Below are 15,926 nucleotides of genomic sequence, written 5' to 3'. Positions count from 1 at the left end.
CCGACACCCTCCTGGGTGCCGGGACCGGCGTCGTCCTACGGGAACGCGATCAGGCGGGTCGACCGCCGAAGGGGGCGCCGGTGCCGTAGTAGGTGCCCAGCTCTTCCCGATACCCGGCGTCGCCGAGGTGCTTGTCCCGGTGGAACTCGGGGGCGTTCTTGATCTGTTCCTTGGTGCGGTCGACGAAGACCTTCTTGTCCTCCGGGTCGATCCTGACGACGGTGCTGGCCGGCAGCAGGACCTCCTTGCCGAAGATCCATACTCCGGTGTCCACGACCAGGTAGGCGTCACCGACCTCGTCGGAGTGCTTGTCGACCTTGCCGATGCTGCCGTCGGTCGCCTCGACCTTGTAGCCGGTCAGGTCCGTACCGGCCAGGTGGCCCGCGGTCGGCTGGTAACTCCACACATGCTCAGTCACGCGAAAAACAACTCCTCCGGTCAACGGGGGACGGCGGAAGAATGAATTCTCCACCGATCCTCCCTATTCCGTACGTCGTGCTCGGCGGTAGTGCTGCGTTCCGCCTGGACTTCACCTGCCCCGCCTTTACGACTTCACGCACCCGGATCGAAATGCGGGACCGGGGCGGCCGTCGATCATTGGAGGTGAGCAGGTCCCCTGCTGCGTCACGGCGACCACCCCGGCTACCCTCCGGATGCCCCCGGGATGCGCCTCTATCCGCGCCTTTATCCGTTCCGTGTTTGGTGGGGGCCCGCCGACAACGAAATGGCGGTGGCCGGTCACCCCTAAGGAGGGGTGACCGGCCACCGCCATGCAGTGTCAGAACTGCGCTTTGCCGTACGGCTACCAGCGATACCAGCGGCCGCTACCGCCCTTGGGTCGGGCGACGAAACCGATCAGCCACAGGATCAGGACTGCGATAGCCACCCACCAAAGAATCTTCACCGCGAAACCCGCGCCGAAGAGGAGAAGGACCAGCAGAAGAACGAGAAGCAGGGGAACCATATTTATCAACCTCCGAAGCACCGTGTGCCCTACCGCATTCAAGGCATGCATTCGATTCTCACTTGCTTCTTATCCTGGCGGCTGGGCAGAAGAGGCTGATGCTCTGCGAGAACGACATGCCCCGCACGAGCTGCTGGTGGAGATGTTCGCCCGACTGGAACGGACTGAGCTGGGGCACGCTGGCGTACCGCCGCAGCTTCGCGCGCCGCGGTCTGGCCCGATTCGCGGACGAACCGAACTACCGGCTGCGCTATGCGGCCCTCTTCGACCCGCAGGCCGAACCGGAACTCGTTGAACGGCTCTCCCACGACACGAACCGCCTGGTGCGCCACCATGCAGCGGCCGACCCGCGCCTGCCCCGCCCAAGGCTCGTCGAACTGCTCGGCGAGCACGGGATGCCGCGAGCGGCAGCCCGCAACAACCCCGCACTCCCCGCCGAACTCACGCACCAGCTGCTCGATGTCGCGGGCGTCGACCGCTGAGAGATGCCGAGCCGCGGGTGCGTGGCGAGCAGCCGCACGCCGCCGTATACGTATCCCGGGCCGGCTCCCTTCGCGCCGAGCGGCTCGCCGTCCCGCCCCGTCGCGTCCGTGCTCATCCGCCGCCCTCACCGGATCCTGGTCACGGTCCACCCAGTGCCGGCCTGACCACCGGCGCCCCTCACCCCCGCAGCACGCTCACACCGCACAGCCGGTTACGCAGCCGTATCAGGTGGGAAGGGCCCGCCACCTCCTTGAACCGGTCGAGGAGAAGGCCGATACGGCGGTCATCTCCCGCCCGCACAGCGACAGCAATCGCATCGACAAGCTCGTCCGGGTCCTCGGGCATGCGGAGAGTCTTCACCGATACAAACCGATACAAACCGATCAATCCCTGACCAGGCCAACGAGCAGTAGGCGCGCACCCAGGACCCGCCAAAAGGGTGTCCTTGGCCCGGCACAGCCCTCGGACAGATCCACCGTGCCCGTCATGCCGGGCGGCCCGGCAGCTCCCAGCCGACACAGACGGGCTCCTTGCCCATGACGGCGGCGGCCGAGTCGTCGACAGTCAGGCTGCCGGGGGCAGGACGCCAGCGGACGGGCAAGCGAGTGCTGTCGGCCGCAGCAGGTGACGGCAACGTGTGACGGCGGCCGATGCCCAGCCGACAGCACCCCCGGGGAGGAGGCCACCGGCGCGCCAGGTGGGCTCCTCGCCTTGCCCCATCCCACCCGATCCGCCCGCGGCCTGCCAGTACGACGGGTCAGGTGTCGGCGGTCGCCCGCCGGCAGGCGACCGTCGGCACAACCCTCGGGTACGGGGGCCGGCCGCCGAGGCCGAACTGCCAGATCTCGGTCATCGCGCGACACCGGTCTGGACCTCGTCCGCTGTCCAGCCGGTGATGTCGAGCAGCAGGCCGTCGAGCGCGCCGTCGGGGTTCAGGCCGTCTTGGTGCGTTCCGTGGAGCCGACCATGCAGCAACTCCTCATACCTGTCCATGCGTCCCAGCGCCCCAGCCTATGTCTGCGATCAGGTGTACTCCGCGGCCGCCCCGTGCGTCTGGCCGGGCCGGAGCCGGTCACGTCCTAGCGTGGCTCCGGAACCGATCCGGGCGGACCACCGCCGGGACCCAGGACCTACGGAGGCACCTTGACCACGTCGCCCGCCATTACCGAGCTCACCGGGGACTACGTCCTCGACCCCGCCCACACCAGGATCGGATTCATCGCCCGCCACGCCATGGTCACCAAGGTCCGCGGCGCGTTCCACCAGTTCGAGGGCACCGCCCATCTGGACGGAGCCGATCCGGCCCGATCCACCGCCCAAGTGGTGATGAAGGCTGAGAGCATCGACACCGGTGTCGAACAGCGCGACCAACATCTGCGCGCCAACGACTTCCTGGACGCTCCCAACTTCCCCGACATCACCTTCCGCACCACCTCGGTCGAGCCGCACTCCGACACCGAGTACCGCGTCACCGGCGACCTGACCATCAAGGACACCACCCGGCCGGTCACCATCGACTTCGAGTACACCGGCAATGCCGTCGACCCCTACGGCAACCTGCGGGTCGGCCTGGAAGGATCGGTGACCATCTCCCGCAAGGAGTACGGCGTGACCTGGAACGCCGCCCTGGAAGGCGGCGGAGTCCTGGTCGGCGACAAGGTCGTCCTGGAATTCGACATCTCCGCGATCAAGCAGGGCTAAAGCCGGTATCCGGAAGCCGTCCGGAACGGCCGGTCCGAGGAAGGCGCTCCGTGACATCGGTCCGCCGACGTCACGGAGCGTCCGCGCTCCGGTCAAAGATCTCCGGGACGGGGTCACCCTTGTTCTGCAGCGCGATGGCGAAGGTGAGCATGTCGTCGTCGATGACCTTCGGTCGCCCGCCGCGGTTGCCCTCGGACGCGGCGGTGACCTGGCCTTCGAGGGCCTTCTCCCCTCCCCAGCTGCCGCCGGGGCGGGTGCGGGGGTCTTGGCGGCGGCTGCGGTGACGGCGGCGACGGGCCGGTCCAAACCGACACCAGCTTGGTGGGCGTCGGTGAGGATCCGAACGACGTCGACGCCGGCTTCGCCGATCGTCTTCAGCAGCCGCACAGACCGCTCCCGGTCCGCCTTCGCCCGCTCCGAGCCCGCGACCCGGTCTCCGTAGGATCATGATCATGGATGAGATCAGTGCTCTTGGCCCTGCAGACGAGAAGCTGACGCAGGAAGCGGCCGAAGTCGCTGTTTCCTGGGTCCTCGCGGGAGAGCTGACGCATGAGCAATCACAGCAGCTGATCGTGGGCGACCACCTGGGCAGCCACAACTGGATGGGGGAAGCGGACTGGGTGCACCGCTGGGAAAGAGACCTCCGTGAGGCCCTCACCACCGCCACCGACAGCCAAGAGGGCCGACAGCGCGTGGCCGCGGCGAAGGACACGGCGCTCCGGGAAATGCAGAGCCACCTGTACTTCGAACTCAACTGGGCCGGCTGGCTCGGACCCAACCCCGGCTACCAGCGCGTCTGTGCATCCCTGCGCCGCATAATCGCCACCGGCCGCCCGACAGCCCCGTAGGACAGTGGGGCCGGGCCGGGGATACGGGCCATGACCACCGCCCGAAGCCTGGCGGCCGCCGGAGAGACCGCCCGCCACTCCCCCGCCCCGAGCGGAGGGCGGGGTGGTGAAAGTGGCGTCGCCGAGGTGGCTGGGCAGTCGGTCCCCGAGGTCTTCTTCCAGTCGAGGTCAACGTCTTCGACTATCTGGAGGTCATCCGCGGGTGAGGCCGTCGGGATGTGTTCCCAGGAGCAGCGGTGAACCCTGGGGACAGAGCCATCTGTACATCAGTCCGCCGGGCTGGTTACTGGTCATCACCAGTCGAACAACACTGGTCCAGCACTGGTGCGGCGGCCGCATCTTGGAGGCTGGTCCAGCCGTGCGGGAAGGGTGAGAGTGCGTGCTCGGGTGCGGGGGTGCCCGGCGTCGCGGTGAACGCCTGCCCCACTTGCTCCCATGTCGTGGAACTCAGCACGACCTCTTGGTCGAATATTTCCGAGCTCAGGCCGAGCATTGCGTCGTGGTGCAGGGCTCGGATGTGGTTGAGGAGCTCGATCGCGGCGACCATGGCCCACGTGATGAGCGGAACGGCGGCACGGAAGCGTTCGGCCAGGCCGAACGGGTCGGCCTCACGACGCCTTTTGGGGTCGTCGTGGACGACGTCCCCGTAGGTCCACGCCCACGCCAGGTCGTGGTCAGCCAGGGAGGAGGTCTGGCCGGTGGCGGTGTTCCCAGCGCAGCTTCGTGCCCGCCCAGGTCGCCGCGTAGGTGCGGTGCTAGGAACCGTCCGAGGGCAGCCACTCCGCCGGATCCTTGTCGGCCTTGGACCGGTTGGAGGCCGCGCCGAGACCGCCGGGACCGCGATCAGGGGGTCCGGGGACGCCTGGTCGTTCGCGTACGCCTCGCGACTGGCCGCCGACCACGGGTCCGCTCCGCTGGCGGGGAGCGTCATTCGAAACCTGCGGCATTCGCTCCGCAGCGCCTCCGGTTCGCGCCGGGTGATCCCCGCATCCGTACCGCCCGAAGCTCTGCCTTCCGTCACCGGCGCGTGGTTGTCACGGGTGTGCCTGGCCATTCTCAGACGGTTTTCAGCTGTGCACGCGCATTCCCCCGGAAGGTGTCGGGCCGGAACATACCGTCGCCGCAGTGGTGCGGACAGCGATATCCGCCCACGCGAGCGAAGGAGAAGCTGTGGCAGTGGACGAGAGCACGGCGGCCGAAAACCCGGAAGGCGTCCTGGACGATCCGCGATTGGAGAGGTTGCGGCAGATCCTGACCGGTGGGCACCCGTCCCCGTTGGTGCGGCCCCAAGGTCGCGACGGGAGCGAGCGAACCTGATGCTCGCCGTGGCGCTGCGCGCCGCTGCCCGCACGGAGCAGGGGCATCAGCTCGGAGAGCTTGAGAACAGCCTGGTCCAGGCCATGCTCACCGCGATGCCGCAAGCGGACCTCATCGGTCTGGGGAAGCTGTACCTGTTCCTGGTGACGTACGGCACCGGCCTGCCGTTCCCGGTGTCCGTCACCGGCCGGCCCCTCGGGCAGACCTACGACTGGGCGCAGTACCAGCAGGACTGGCAGGCGATGGCGCGCGAGACGATGGCCCAGCCGAACACCGCGGTGGTCAGCCGGGAAGGTTTCGCCCTGGGAGAGGGGGTGGACGGGCCTGAGTTCGTCGAGGCTCTGCGTACCTGGCGGACCGGTACCTCGGCCATGCCCGGAGCCGTTGTCATCTCCCCCGACACGCTCGCGGTCTCGCCGGACGGCGATCCCGTCGCTCCCGGCGTCGAAGGCGCTCAGGCGGCCGAGGCCTCGGCGGCGGGGGTGCGCGCGTTCGATCCTGTCCGGGTGCGTCTGGAAATGGAGAGCTTCCACGTACTGCGGGCCCAAGGTGACCAGGGCGGCGGCAAGGACGAAACCTACTGGTGCGCGTCCTCCGGCAGCGACAAGGCAGCCGGCCCCGCCTACCGGTCGGAGGAGTTCGGCGGCGTCCAAACAGGTCACACCCGCACCTTCGGCTCCAACCGTGTCGTCTTCGACGGGCAGGTCGCAGGCCATCTGATCCTGCAGATCTTCTGCTTCGAAGCCGACCAGAGCTCCAGCGAGTGGTACGACGCCCTCCACGCCCGCCTGCGGCAGCTGTCCCAGGACATCTTCGACAGTCCCTGGTTCCAGATCGGCAGCAACCTGCCCGGTGGCGGCATCGCCGGCATCCTGGCCGACATCAACACCCTGGGCGTCATCCTGATGAGCCATTTACGCAACGACGACGACCTGTCCTGCGCACGCGCGATCTACCTCGACCGCTACGACCTCGCGCTGCTGTCCGAGCGAGGCAGCGTGGACCTGCACTTCAACGGCGACGGCCACCACGTCTTGAAGCTCAAGTACGCCAGCCCCGAGAAGGTCCCCTTCCCCGCCGGCACCCTCCAGTACCTCGTCCGGGAACAGGGTGACCGCTGGGCCGCTCCCCTCCAACTGCCCTGGCAGTCGATCACACCCCCCGCCATTGCCTTCTACGGCAGCCGGCTCCACGTCCTGTTCAACCGCCCCAGCGACAAGGCGCTGATGTGGACCAGCCACGCCGACGGCGTCTGGAGCGCCCCGCGCCAGATCAACCAGGAATACTCCGACATCGCACCCGCCCTCGCCGTCTTCCAGAACAAACTCTGGTGCGTCCACACCGGCACCGACGACACGGTTGGCTACTTCACCTTCGACGGCAGCTCCTGGTCCCGCCGTGCCCAGATCTTCGGGTTCGGGTCCCGCATCGCCCCGGCGCTGACCGTCCACGACAACCGGCTGTGGCTCACCCACATCGGCGGGGCTGGTGATCCCCACACCAACTGCTACGAAGGCAACACCTGGACCCAACCCCGGCGTGACAACCTGGGCTGGAAGCTGGACAGCCCGGTCAGCATGGCCAGCAACAGCGGAAAGCTGTGGCGCGTCGCCCGCGGCACGGACAACGGGTTCCACGCCAGCAACGCCACCACCTCCGGGAGCAACGTGACCTGGAACCTCCTCGACGGCATCGGCCACCCCAACTACACCCAAGGCCCGACCCTGCTTTCCCACAGCGGCGGGTTGGAGGTCTTCCTCCACCAACGAGGCGAGCTCTACCAGATGCACTGGCTCCCGTCCCAGAACATGTGGCACGGCGGCAACTTCCCCGGCGGCAAGCGCATCCGCCCCATGGACGAAGTCTCCTGCGCCGCACAAGACGGGCGGCTCTACGTCATGTACCGCACGGACTCGCTCACCGCCGCCTCCGCGCCGAGCACCACATAGCCGGGCTTCAGGCCCAGGCACAGCCTGCCCGTTCCCGCCTGCGGGGCTCGCCCCGGCGGGCGGGAACGGGTCGGAGTTGGAGACCGGCCCCGGCCCGGGCGCTCGGCATCGTCGACCGCGAGGCCCAGCGCAGCTTCGTCGCGGTCCACTGGGCGGCGTACTCGCAGCGGTAGCCGCCGACCGGCGGAAGCCACTGCGCCGGGTCCTTGTCGGCCTTGGACCGGGCGTGCAGTCCCACGGATGCGTGCCGTGAACTGGGCGAACCGGCGCACCAGGCTCAACCGGTCCACGATCGTCTTCCTCCCCGGCAGCCTGCTCCGCCGCTGGTCCTGCCATCCCCGCAGCATGGCGTCGAACATGGCGGGCTCCGGGTCCAGAGCGGGCGCGTTGCCCGCGCGGACCAGCCGGATCGCACCCGCGCGCACCGGCACGCAGCGGTGCCCCGCCCTCGCGGATCGCGGGGCGGGGCCGCTGCGTGCCGGGTGTCCTACAGCAGGGCGATCGAACTCGCCCGGTCGTTCATCGCGTCCCCGATGTACGAGGTCGACTGCTGGTACTCCTGGTGGACACCGGAGGCGTTGGGTGCATCCCACAGCTCCAGCCAGCAAGACAGCGTGGTCAGCGAGCTGACGGAGTTGTTCCAGGTCCCTTCGAGGTTGATCTGGGCGTCCCGGCCATTGCCGCTCTGGCAGCCGCTGCCGCCGGTTAAGAAGTCATCTCATTTGGCCTCGGCGGGTAGGCTTTCGGACATGGTGGGGATCGTTGAACGGCTGGTGCCGGATGAGTTGTGGGAGCTGTTCCAGCGGGTGGTTCCGGAGGCGCCGTCGCGGCCTCAGGGCGGTGGGCGGCGCCGGCACGGTGACCGGGAGGTGCTTGCCGCGATCGTGTTCGTGACCACGTCGGGTTGTACCTGGCAGCAGCTACCCACGGCTTCGTTCGGCCCGTCCGGGGCGACAGCTCACCGTCGTTTCTCGGAGTGGAGCAAGGCCCGGGTGTGGGCGAAACTCCACCGTCTGGTCCTCGATGAACTCGGTGCCCGCGGCGAGCTGGACTGGTCCCGCTGCGCGATCGATTCGGTGAACATGCGGGCCTTGAAAAAGGGGACCTGACAGGCCCGAATCCTGTCGACCGGGGCAAGTTCGGGTCGAAGATCCATTTGATCACCGAACGGACCGGTCTGCCCCTGTCCGTCGGCATCTCGGGCGCGAATCTGCATGACAGCCAGGCCCTTGAGCCCCTCGTTCGCGGCATACCGCCCATCCGATCCCGCCGTGGACGCCGACGGCGCCGGCCCGGCAAGCTCCACGCGGACAAGGGCTACGACTACGCCCACCTGCGGAGATGGTTACGCGAACGCGGCATCAAGCACCGCATCGCCCGCCGAGGCGTCGAGTCCTCACAGCGGCTCGGTCGCCACAGATGGGTCGTTGAAAGGACCGTGTCCTGGCTTGCCGGCTGCCGCCGCCTCCACCGTCGCTACGAACGCAAGGCCGAGCATTTCCTTGCCTTCACCAGCATCGCCTGCACCCTCATCTGCTACCGCAGACTGACCAAATGAGATGACTTCTAAGACCAGGGCGGAGCCGCCGTAGTTCGAGTCCGTGTAGATGACGCCGAGTTGCACGGCGTCCGCCTGGGTGGTGCCCGAAGAGCCCTTGAGACGGTTGGCCAGCTTCTCGTCGATGTGCTTCGCCGACAGCGGCGCGTCTGTGATCCGTCCGTTGGTGGAAGCGGTGACGGCCTCCTGGAACGTGTCATAGCACTGCATGCTGCCTGAATCGATGTTGAGCACGCAGTTCTTCGGGGCGGGCGCTGCGTTCGCGGTGGCGGCGGCCGTACCCAGGGCGAGGACGGTGGCAGCTGCTGCAACGGCGATGCGTGACGTACGAGCAAACACGGGTCACTCCTGTCTCGTGGACGTTCAACCGACAGCGTGGATGCTTCCGTCTCCATCCGGCATGAGCCAGAGGCACATTCAGCCAGAGTCGATGTATATGGCATGCGTTGCTGCGAGTCAGAGGACGACGCGCCGCACCATGTGTGCTTCATGACCTGCCGTGACACGTTGAGCAGGTCGTCGGCAGCAGCCTGAAGGAGGCGCCGAAGAACCGGCGCGAACTGTTCGAGACCGCGGCACCGGAATGGTCGGCGCCGACGTGGACCTGTGCCGGCAGGCGTTCCTGCGCGGGTTCGATCTGGAGCGTACGTTCCGGATGATGAAGCGAACTCCCGGCTGGACCCGGCCGAAGATCCGGACTCCTGAGGCCGAGGCCGTGCACCGCTGGACGTGGCTGGTCATCACCGCGAACACCCAACTCCGTCTGGCCCGTCCCCTTGCCCAGGACCTTCGCCGGCCCTGGGAGCGACCGGCAGAGCCCAGCCGACTCACCCCCCGCTCCCGTTCGGCGGGGGCTTGGGAACCTCCGGGTTCACTTGCCCCGTCCGGCCCGTGCGCCGAAACCGTCGCGGCCTGGATCAGGCCGGCCACTCGGCTCGAAGAACAAGCAGCCCGCCACCCGCTACGAAGTAGGCAAGACCGCCAAACGCCCAGAGAGCCTGCGATACAAGAAGGACGGTCACGTCGGACGGCTGTCGTGGCCGAGTTGGTGCGTGCCGGATCCGGACCCCTGGTCCAGGCCCAGCCCATGTGGCCCCGCGATGCGCGACCGCGGTCAGCAGCCTCCGGGTGTGGGAGTAGCCCCGATGGTCAGCGTGGCCGGGGCAGCGCAGCAGCCTCCCGCGCCGGACTCCTCGGCGGCAGGCTGGTCGAAGAGGCCCGCGCCGCCGCAGACACCGGTCTCCGGGAGCGTGAGTTCGACGCGTTCGGCGGCCTCGTGGTCGCCGGCGAGGTGGGCGGCGATGGAGCGGACCTGCTCGTAGCCGGTCATGGCGAGGAAGGTCGGGGCCCGGCCGTACGACTTCATCCCGACGAGGTAGAGGCCCTTCTCGGGGTGGGACAGCTCGCCCGCGCCGTGCGGGTAGACGGTGCCGCACGAGTGCTGGTTGGGGTCGATCAGCGGCGCGAGCGCGGTGGGGGCCTGGAGGCGCTCGTCGAGGCCGAGGCGGAGCTCATCGAGGAAGGTGAGGTCGGGGCGCAGGCCGGTGAGGACGACGACCTCGTCGACCGCATCGAGGCGGCGGCCGTCCTCACCGATCAGGACCAGGCGGCCGTCTCCGTCGCGTTCGACGGCGTCGGTGCGGAAGCCGGTGATCGCGTCGGCGTAGCCGTCGTCGACGGCGGCCTTCGCCGCAAGGCCGAGGGCGCCGCGGGCAGGCAGCTGGTCGGCCTCGCCGCCGCCGAAGGTCGAGCCGGAGATCCCCCGGCGCAGGATCCACGTCGCGTGCGTGCCGGCGCCGTCGTCGGACTTGGCGAGGTCGGCCAGGTAGGCGAGCGCGGTGAAGGCGGAGGCGCCGGAACCGATGACGGCGGTGCGCCTCCCGGCGTACCGGGCGCGGACGGCCGGGTTCTTGAGGTCCGGGATCCGGTAGGAGATCCGGTCGGCCGCGGCCTTCTCGCCGAGTGCGGGCAGGCCGCTGCCGCCGGCCGGGCTGGGGGTGGACCACGTGCCGGAGGCGTCGATCACGGCGCGGGCGTAGATCCGCTCCTCCGTGCCGTCCGGGCCGGTGGAGTGGATGACGAAGGGCTGGGTGTCGCGGTCGGCGTCGACGATGCGGTCGCGGCCGGTGCGGGAGACGCCGGTGACGGTGGTGTTGTAGCGGACCTTCTCGCCCAGGACGTCGGCCAGCGGCTGGAGATAGAGGCCGGCCCAGTCGGCCCCGGACGGGTAGGCGGAGCCGTCGGGCCGGACCCAGCCGGTGGGGGCCAGGAGCTTCTCGGCGGCCGGGTCTACGACCTCGGACCAGGGGGAGAACAGCCGCACGTGCGACCAGGCACGCACCGCCGTCGCCGCGGTGGGTCCGGCCTCCAGCACCAAGGGCTGGATGTCCCGCTCGATGAGGCGGGCGGCGGCCGCCAGGCCGATGGGGCCGGCACCGATCACGACGACGGGAAGGGCTGTGGTGGATGCGTTCACGACGGGCTCCCTCATTGATTCGACAGTTGTCGATGTCCTGGGTTTCAGAGTGCACCTCACATCGACGTTCGTCAATATAGACATTTATCGAAGTTACCGGGAGGATGGGGGCATGACCACGAAGGTGTTGCCGCTGCTGGAACCAGAGACCGTGGCGCCTTGCTGCCCGCCACTGTCGGAACGACCGCTGACGGCCGAGGAGGCCGAGCGGACCGCGGCCATGTTCAAGGCCCTCGGCGACCCGGTGCGACTGCGTCTGTTCTCCCTGGTCGCGTCCCACGAGGGCGGGGAGGCGTGCGTGTGCGACATCTCCGACGTCGGCGTCTCCCAGCCCACCGTCTCCCACCACCTGAAGAAGCTCCGCGAGGCCGGCCTGCTGTCCTCGGAGCGGCGCGGCACCTGGGTGTACTACAGGGTCGAGCCGTCCGTGCTTGCCGCCATGGGCCGGCTCCTCATCCGCGCGGCCACCGCATGACCGTCACCATCACGCCTCTGACCGGGGCGCACGCGGATGAGGTCCTGGCGATCTACCAGGCCGGGATCGACGAGGGCAACGCCACCTTCGAGACCACCGCCCCCACCTGGGCGGAGTTCGACGCCGCGAAGCTGCCCGCCCACCGCTTCGCGGCGCTCGACACCGACGGCGAGCCGCTGGGATGGATCGCGGCCGCCAAGGTCTCCGACCGCCGCGCGTACGCGGGCGTCGTCGAGCACTCCGTCTACGTCCACCCCGCCGCCCGCGGTCGCGGAGTCGCCGGCCGGCTCCTGGCAGCCCTGATCGAGTCGACCGAGGCCGCGGGGATCTGGATGATCCAGTCCGGGATCTTCCCCGAGAACGCCGCCAGCCTCGCGGTCCACGCGCGGGCCGGTTTCCGCGTGATCGGCACCCGCGAGCGCATCGGCCGCCACCACGGGGTGTGGCGCGACGTCGTACTGCTGGAGCGCCGCAGCCCCCGCATCAGCTGAACCGAACGCCTCCAGAGGCGGCGGCCGGGCCGGCCCAGCCGCGGCAACCCGTCTGCGCCCGCAGGAAGGCGCCGTCGCGACCGGCCTCGGAGACCGGGTGCCGTCCGGGCGTCGAGGATGACGTGCTCGACGCCCGGGCGGCGCAGGTGGTAGCCGGCGACGAGCCCTGTTTGGCCACCGTCGATCACCACACGCCCGTGCGCCGCGTCATGCCGAGGGTGTCCCGGAGTCCGTCTTGCCGCGCGTGAAGATGACGGCCACCAGCGCCAGGCCCACCACGGCGCCGACGAGCTGCGCGGCGATGAAGCCGGGCACAGAGGCCGGGGCGATGCCCGCGAAGGTGTCCGTGAACGCGCGGCCGATGGTGACCGCGGGGTTGGCGAAGGAGGTGGAGGAGGTGAACCAGTACGCGGCGCCGATGTAGGAGGCGACCGCGACGGGTGCGAAGCGGAGGCGGTCGATGCGGGCCAGGCCGAAGATCAGCAGGATCAGGCCCGCGGTGGCGACGGCCTCGCCGAGCAGGAGATTGCCGGCGGAGCGGTCGTGCTGCGACCACTTCACCAGCGGCCGGCCGAACATCGCGTCCGCCAGGATCGCGCCGCCCATGGCGCCGGCGATCTGCGAGGGCACGTAGACGGCGAGCTCGCGGGCGGTGACGCCGGGCCCGCCGCGGCGGGCGGTCCACCACTCGGCCAGGGTCACGGCCGGGTTGAAGTGGGCGCCGGAGACCGGTCCGAGGAGCGTGATCAGGACGCCGAGGCCGAAGACGGTGGCGGTGGAGTTGGCCAGCAGTTGCAGGGCGACGTCGTCGGTGAGCGCGGTGGCCTGGATGCCGGAGCCGACCACGACCGCGACCAGGGCGGCGGTGCCGACCAGCTCGGCTGCCGTGCGGGCGATCAGCGGGGCGCGGGGCGGGGTCGCGCCGGGCGCGGGCTGCGACGCCGTGGCGACGGCCATGACCTCGCTCACGGTGGGCTCTGCGGTGGTCAAGGCAGGTTCTCCTCGGGCAGGTGAGGCAGGGCTCGGAAGGCTACGGGCAGGACCGCTTGAGGTTCGCTTCGGCAGTGGCACGCGCTCTCTGGGCGAGGTCGGTGAACTGACCGGCGAGGGCTTCGATGACTTCCGGGCGCAGCCGGTAGTAGATGTAGCGGCCGCAGGGCTCCGTCTCCACGATCCCGGCCTCCCTGAGCACCTTCATGTGGTTGGAGAGGTTGGTCTGCTTGGCACCGGTCTCCTCCACGAGGTGGGTGGTGCAGAGCGTCTCACTGGCGAGGAGGCTCACGATCCGGAGCCTGAGCGGGTCGGCCAGAACCCGGATCAGATCAGTGTCGACTGACGTCATCATGGGCTGATACTTTCACATCAGCAGCCACTGACACCAGCTTCCGCTGACGTCGGCGCCGCGCCGTTGCATTCCTGCCCGCCCGAGAAGAGACCCCATGTCTGACGCCAAGCCGTCCGTGCTGTTCGTCTGCGTCCACAACGCCGGCCGCTCCCAAATGGCCGCAGCCTGGCTCACCCACCTCGCAGGCGACCGCGTGGAGGTCCGCTCCGCGGGCTCCGCACCTGCGGGCGGCATCAACCCGGCCGCGGTCGAAGCGATGCTCGAGGTCGGCATCGACATGTCCGCCCAGACCCCGAAGGTCCTGACCGTCGAGGCGGTCCAGGCGTCGGACGTGTGCATCACCATGGGCTGCGGTGACACCTGCCCCGTCTTCCCCGGTAAGCGCTACCTCGACTGGCAGCTGGAGGACCCCGCAGGCCAGGGCATCGACGCCGTACGCCCGATCCGCGATGAGATCGAGACCCGCGTCCGCGGCCTCGTCAACGAACTCCTCCCCGGCTGACTCCTTCCCGGCTGGCTCCTTCCCTCCCCCGGCTGACTCCCGAGTCGCGATGATCGGAACCTGGTTGCCGCCCGGGGGCGAAGTCGCGTGCGGGTCCTGCTCATTCCGCCTCGAACCCTGCCTCGCGGCTCCATGCCCGGTAGGCCTCCAGGGCTGTGGGCAGGGTCGGGTAGACGCGGTTGGCTCCCACCGAGGCGGTCAGGCCGTAAGCGTCCAGGTCCTCGCGGAGTTCCTGCTTGACCCTGGCCAGTGCGAGGACGATGCCACGGTCCGCGAGTTCCTGGCGCAGTGCCTCCACGGCGTCCAGCGCCGTGATGTCCACCTCCACGTTCGCCTCGGTGTTGAGGACGAACCACTGCGTCGGAGAGCTCTGCTCGTCGACCGCCGCCAGGGCACGACGGCGGAAGTTCTCCGCGTTGGCGAAGAACAGCGGCGAGTCGTAGCGGTAGATCACCAGCCCCGGAACCGTCCGCGCCGTCGGGTAGTCGTCCACGTCGTGCATGCCGGCGAGCCCGGGCACCATGCCTTCCACGGCGTCGTGCGGGCGGGCCACACGGGCCAGCAACTCGACCACGGACAGGGCCACGGCGACGAGGACGCCGTGCAGGATGCCGAGGACCAGAACGCCCAGGAGGCATCCGAGCGCCAGAAGCAGTTCGCGTCGGCGGAAGGCCGCGAGGCGCCGGAACTCGCCGACTTCGACGAGGCGGACGGCTGCGTAGACGACGATGGCGCCGAGGACGGCGCTCGGGGTGTGGGCCAGGAGTGGCCCCAGGAAGAGGAGGACCATCAGCACCGCGAGGGCGGCGACCAGGGAGTAGGCCTGGCTCCGCGCTTTCGCGGACTGGGCCAACGCGGTGCGGCTGGCGCTGCTGCTGACGGGGAACCCGTGCATGAAGCCCGCCCCCAGGTTCGCCGTCCCCAGGGCGAGCAGCTCGCGATTGGGGTCCAGCGGGAGCGGATCACCGCGGTCGGCGAAGGCCCGGGCGGTGAGGATCACGTCCGAGTAGCCGACGAGAAGCACGCCCAGCGCGGGGATCACCAGCTGCGGAAGGTCACCGGGGGACGGCAGCGCGGGCACCGGCAGCCCGGAGGGTACGGATCCGATCACGGCGATCCCGTACCGCTCGTCCAACCCGAATGCCGCCACCGCGGCTGTGGCGACGACGAGGGCGAGCAGCGGACGCGGAACCAGACGCCAGTAGCTCGGTGCCACCAGGAGCAGGACGAGCACCGCGGCGGCCAGGACGGCGGTCGGCCAGTGGACGTGCGAGACGTTGAGGGCGAAGGTGTACAGCTGTGAGAAGAAGCCGGAGCCGGTGGCCCGTACTCCGGTGAGCCGGGGCAGCTGGTCGACGATCATGATCAGGGCAACACCCGCGAGGTAGCCGACGAGCACGGGCCGTGAGAGCAGGTCGGCGAGGAACCCGAGGCGCACGGCCCAGGCCGCCAGCGACGCGAGGCCGACGACGACGGCGAGGGCCGCCGCGAGCACCGCGTACCGGCCCGGGTCCCCTCCTGCGAGCGGCCCCACGGCGACAGCCGTCATCAGCGCGGTGGTCGACTCGGGTCCCACCGACAGCAGCCGTGAGGAACCGGTCAAGGCGTAGAGCACCATGGCCGGCAGCACGGCCCAGAGCCCCACGACCGGGGGCAGCCCAGCCACCCCCGCATAGGCCATGACCTGCGGCACCAGATACGCGGCGACGGTGATTCCGGCCAAGGCGTCACGACCGAGCCACGACCGGCGGTACCTCCGGAGGCCGAGAGGCAGCAGGGACGACCTTCCACGTGCGGACATCGCGCTCCTCGCTGAC

Annotated in this window: 17 protein-coding genes and 3 pseudogenes; 9 read left to right on the top strand and 11 right to left on the bottom strand. The window is 69.5% G+C overall.

Annotation, left to right across the window (positions count from 1 at the left end):
- Positions 1 to 49 precede the first annotated feature (49 nt).
- Both EES41_RS35395 and EES41_RS35390 read right to left on the bottom strand, forming a co-directional pair.
- Entirely contained in the window at positions 50 to 418 is a 369-nt protein-coding gene (locus EES41_RS35395; RefSeq protein ID WP_123081954.1) for a PRC-barrel domain-containing protein, read from the bottom strand.
- Between the two features lie 384 nt (positions 419 to 802).
- Positions 803 to 964, bottom strand: a complete 162-nt coding sequence (locus EES41_RS35390; RefSeq protein WP_037789996.1) for a hypothetical protein — start codon at positions 962 to 964, stop codon at positions 803 to 805.
- Between the two features lie 98 nt (positions 965 to 1,062).
- Between EES41_RS35390 and EES41_RS35385 the strand changes: the two genes are divergently transcribed.
- Positions 1,063 to 1,446 (top strand): hypothetical protein, encoded by a 384-nt coding sequence (locus EES41_RS35385; RefSeq protein ID WP_123081953.1) that lies wholly within the window; start codon positions 1,063 to 1,065, stop codon positions 1,444 to 1,446.
- 178 nt (positions 1,447 to 1,624) lie between these two features.
- Here the strand turns inward: EES41_RS35385 and EES41_RS41740 are convergent, their stop codons facing one another.
- Together EES41_RS41740 and EES41_RS43365 are read right to left on the bottom strand one after the other, a co-directional pair.
- Positions 1,625 to 1,792: a hypothetical protein gene (locus EES41_RS41740; RefSeq protein ID WP_164496035.1), complete on the bottom strand. Its 168-nt coding sequence runs from the start codon at positions 1,790 to 1,792 to the stop codon at positions 1,625 to 1,627.
- A gap of 504 nt (positions 1,793 to 2,296) precedes the next feature.
- The gene (locus EES41_RS43365; protein WP_254211693.1) at positions 2,297 to 2,440 is read right to left on the bottom strand and encodes a hypothetical protein; all 144 of its coding nucleotides are present in this window, start codon (positions 2,438 to 2,440) and stop codon (positions 2,297 to 2,299) included.
- Positions 2,441 to 2,590: 150 nt separating this feature from the next.
- Between EES41_RS43365 and EES41_RS35375 the strand changes: the two genes are divergently transcribed.
- Positions 2,591 to 3,148, top strand: a complete 558-nt coding sequence (locus EES41_RS35375; RefSeq protein WP_123081952.1) for a YceI family protein — start codon at positions 2,591 to 2,593, stop codon at positions 3,146 to 3,148.
- A 452-nt stretch (positions 3,149 to 3,600) separates the two neighbouring features.
- Positions 3,601 to 3,996: a hypothetical protein gene (locus EES41_RS35365; RefSeq protein ID WP_123081951.1), complete on the top strand. Its 396-nt coding sequence runs from the start codon at positions 3,601 to 3,603 to the stop codon at positions 3,994 to 3,996.
- A 283-nt stretch (positions 3,997 to 4,279) separates the two neighbouring features.
- Here EES41_RS35365 and EES41_RS35360 read toward each other — a convergent pair whose 3' ends face one another.
- On the bottom strand, positions 4,280 to 4,543 hold the full coding sequence (locus EES41_RS35360; protein ID WP_123081950.1) for a hypothetical protein: 264 nt from the start codon (positions 4,541 to 4,543) through the stop codon (positions 4,280 to 4,282).
- Between the two features lie 769 nt (positions 4,544 to 5,312).
- On the opposite strand from EES41_RS35360, the gene EES41_RS35350 reads away from it, so the two are divergent.
- On the top strand, positions 5,313 to 7,262 hold the full coding sequence (locus EES41_RS35350) for a hypothetical protein (RefSeq protein WP_123081949.1): 1,950 nt from the start codon (positions 5,313 to 5,315) through the stop codon (positions 7,260 to 7,262).
- Positions 7,263 to 7,386: 124 nt separating this feature from the next.
- On the opposite strand, the pseudogene EES41_RS35345 reads toward EES41_RS35350, so the two are convergent.
- Positions 7,387 to 7,485, bottom strand: a pseudogene (locus EES41_RS35345) (HNH endonuclease); the annotation flags it as partial.
- A gap of 526 nt (positions 7,486 to 8,011) precedes the next feature.
- Between EES41_RS35345 and EES41_RS35340 the strand changes: the two are divergent.
- Together EES41_RS35340 and EES41_RS43360 are read left to right on the top strand one after the other, a co-directional pair.
- Positions 8,012 to 8,820, top strand: a protein-coding gene (locus tag EES41_RS35340; RefSeq protein ID WP_254211827.1) for an IS5 family transposase whose coding sequence is annotated in 2 segments (ribosomal slippage) — positions 8,012 to 8,356 and positions 8,359 to 8,820 — 807 coding nt in all. Because the reading frame shifts where the segments join, the coding sequence is not laid out codon by codon here.
- 592 nt (positions 8,821 to 9,412) lie between these two features.
- Positions 9,413 to 9,821 (top strand): annotated as a pseudogene (locus tag EES41_RS43360) (transposase); the annotation flags it as partial.
- Between the two features lie 113 nt (positions 9,822 to 9,934).
- Here EES41_RS43360 and EES41_RS35330 read toward each other — a convergent pair.
- Positions 9,935 to 11,296, bottom strand: a complete 1,362-nt coding sequence (locus EES41_RS35330) for an NAD(P)-binding domain-containing protein (RefSeq protein WP_123081948.1) — start codon at positions 11,294 to 11,296, stop codon at positions 9,935 to 9,937.
- A 112-nt stretch (positions 11,297 to 11,408) separates the two neighbouring features.
- Here EES41_RS35330 and EES41_RS35325 point away from each other — a divergent pair, with 112 nt between their 5' ends.
- Positions 11,409 to 11,771 carry a helix-turn-helix transcriptional regulator gene (locus EES41_RS35325; protein WP_123081947.1) on the top strand — a complete coding sequence of 121 codons (363 nt, stop codon included), beginning with the start codon at positions 11,409 to 11,411 and terminating at the stop codon, positions 11,769 to 11,771.
- Positions 11,768 to 12,262 carry a GNAT family N-acetyltransferase gene (locus EES41_RS35320; RefSeq protein WP_123081946.1) on the top strand — a complete coding sequence of 165 codons (495 nt, stop codon included), beginning with the start codon at positions 11,768 to 11,770 and terminating at the stop codon, positions 12,260 to 12,262. The genes EES41_RS35325 and EES41_RS35320 overlap by 4 nt, the downstream gene beginning before the upstream one ends.
- A gap of 62 nt (positions 12,263 to 12,324) precedes the next feature.
- On the opposite strand, the pseudogene EES41_RS42450 reads toward EES41_RS35320, so the two are convergent.
- The 3 genes and pseudogenes from EES41_RS42450 to EES41_RS35305 all read right to left on the bottom strand — a co-directional run.
- Positions 12,325 to 12,450: pseudogene (locus EES41_RS42450) on the bottom strand (NAD(P)-binding protein); the annotation flags it as partial.
- Positions 12,451 to 12,469: 19 nt separating this feature from the next.
- Complete coding sequence (locus tag EES41_RS35310; protein ID WP_254211826.1) at positions 12,470 to 13,219, bottom strand: MIP/aquaporin family protein; 750 nt, start codon at positions 13,217 to 13,219, stop codon at positions 12,470 to 12,472.
- 73 nt (positions 13,220 to 13,292) lie between these two features.
- A complete protein-coding gene (locus EES41_RS35305) occupies positions 13,293 to 13,607 on the bottom strand; it encodes a helix-turn-helix transcriptional regulator (protein ID WP_123081943.1) in 315 nt (104 codons plus the stop codon).
- Positions 13,608 to 13,701: 94 nt separating this feature from the next.
- On the opposite strand from EES41_RS35305, the gene EES41_RS35300 reads away from it, so the two are divergent.
- Entirely contained in the window at positions 13,702 to 14,109 is a 408-nt protein-coding gene (locus EES41_RS35300; protein ID WP_123081942.1) for an arsenate reductase ArsC, read from the top strand.
- 100 nt (positions 14,110 to 14,209) lie between these two features.
- Here EES41_RS35300 and EES41_RS35295 read toward each other — a convergent pair whose 3' ends face one another.
- Positions 14,210 to 15,910, bottom strand: a complete 1,701-nt coding sequence (locus EES41_RS35295) for a SulP family inorganic anion transporter (RefSeq protein WP_250568585.1) — start codon at positions 15,908 to 15,910, stop codon at positions 14,210 to 14,212.
- Positions 15,911 to 15,926: the final 16 nt, after the last annotated feature.

Source organism: Streptomyces sp. ADI95-16 (assembly GCF_003721495.1).
Lineage (GTDB): Bacteria > Actinomycetota > Actinomycetes > Streptomycetales > Streptomycetaceae > Streptomyces > Streptomyces goshikiensis.
This window is presented reverse-complemented; position numbering and strand designations above follow the sequence as displayed.

Coding starts and splice junctions, on each gene's coding strand:
- EES41_RS35390 (WP_037789996.1), bottom strand. CDS start 964: ATGGTTCCCCTGCTTCTCGTTCTTCTGCTGGTCCTTCTCCTCTTCGGC.
- EES41_RS35385 (WP_123081953.1), top strand. CDS start 1,063: ATGCTCTGCGAGAACGACATGCCCCGCACGAGCTGCTGGTGGAGATGT.
- EES41_RS41740 (WP_164496035.1), bottom strand. CDS start 1,792: ATGCCCGAGGACCCGGACGAGCTTGTCGATGCGATTGCTGTCGCTGTG.
- EES41_RS43365 (WP_254211693.1), bottom strand. CDS start 2,440: ATGGACAGGTATGAGGAGTTGCTGCATGGTCGGCTCCACGGAACGCAC.
- EES41_RS35365 (WP_123081951.1), top strand. CDS start 3,601: ATGGATGAGATCAGTGCTCTTGGCCCTGCAGACGAGAAGCTGACGCAG.
- EES41_RS35360 (WP_123081950.1), bottom strand. CDS start 4,543: ATGGTCGCCGCGATCGAGCTCCTCAACCACATCCGAGCCCTGCACCAC.
- EES41_RS35350 (WP_123081949.1), top strand. CDS start 5,313: ATGCTCGCCGTGGCGCTGCGCGCCGCTGCCCGCACGGAGCAGGGGCAT.
- EES41_RS35325 (WP_123081947.1), top strand. CDS start 11,409: ATGACCACGAAGGTGTTGCCGCTGCTGGAACCAGAGACCGTGGCGCCT.
- EES41_RS35320 (WP_123081946.1), top strand. CDS start 11,768: ATGACCGTCACCATCACGCCTCTGACCGGGGCGCACGCGGATGAGGTC.
- EES41_RS35310 (WP_254211826.1), bottom strand. CDS start 13,219: ATGGCCGTCGCCACGGCGTCGCAGCCCGCGCCCGGCGCGACCCCGCCC.
- EES41_RS35305 (WP_123081943.1), bottom strand. CDS start 13,607: ATGATGACGTCAGTCGACACTGATCTGATCCGGGTTCTGGCCGACCCG.
- EES41_RS35300 (WP_123081942.1), top strand. CDS start 13,702: ATGTCTGACGCCAAGCCGTCCGTGCTGTTCGTCTGCGTCCACAACGCC.
- EES41_RS35295 (WP_250568585.1), bottom strand. CDS start 15,910: ATGTCCGCACGTGGAAGGTCGTCCCTGCTGCCTCTCGGCCTCCGGAGG.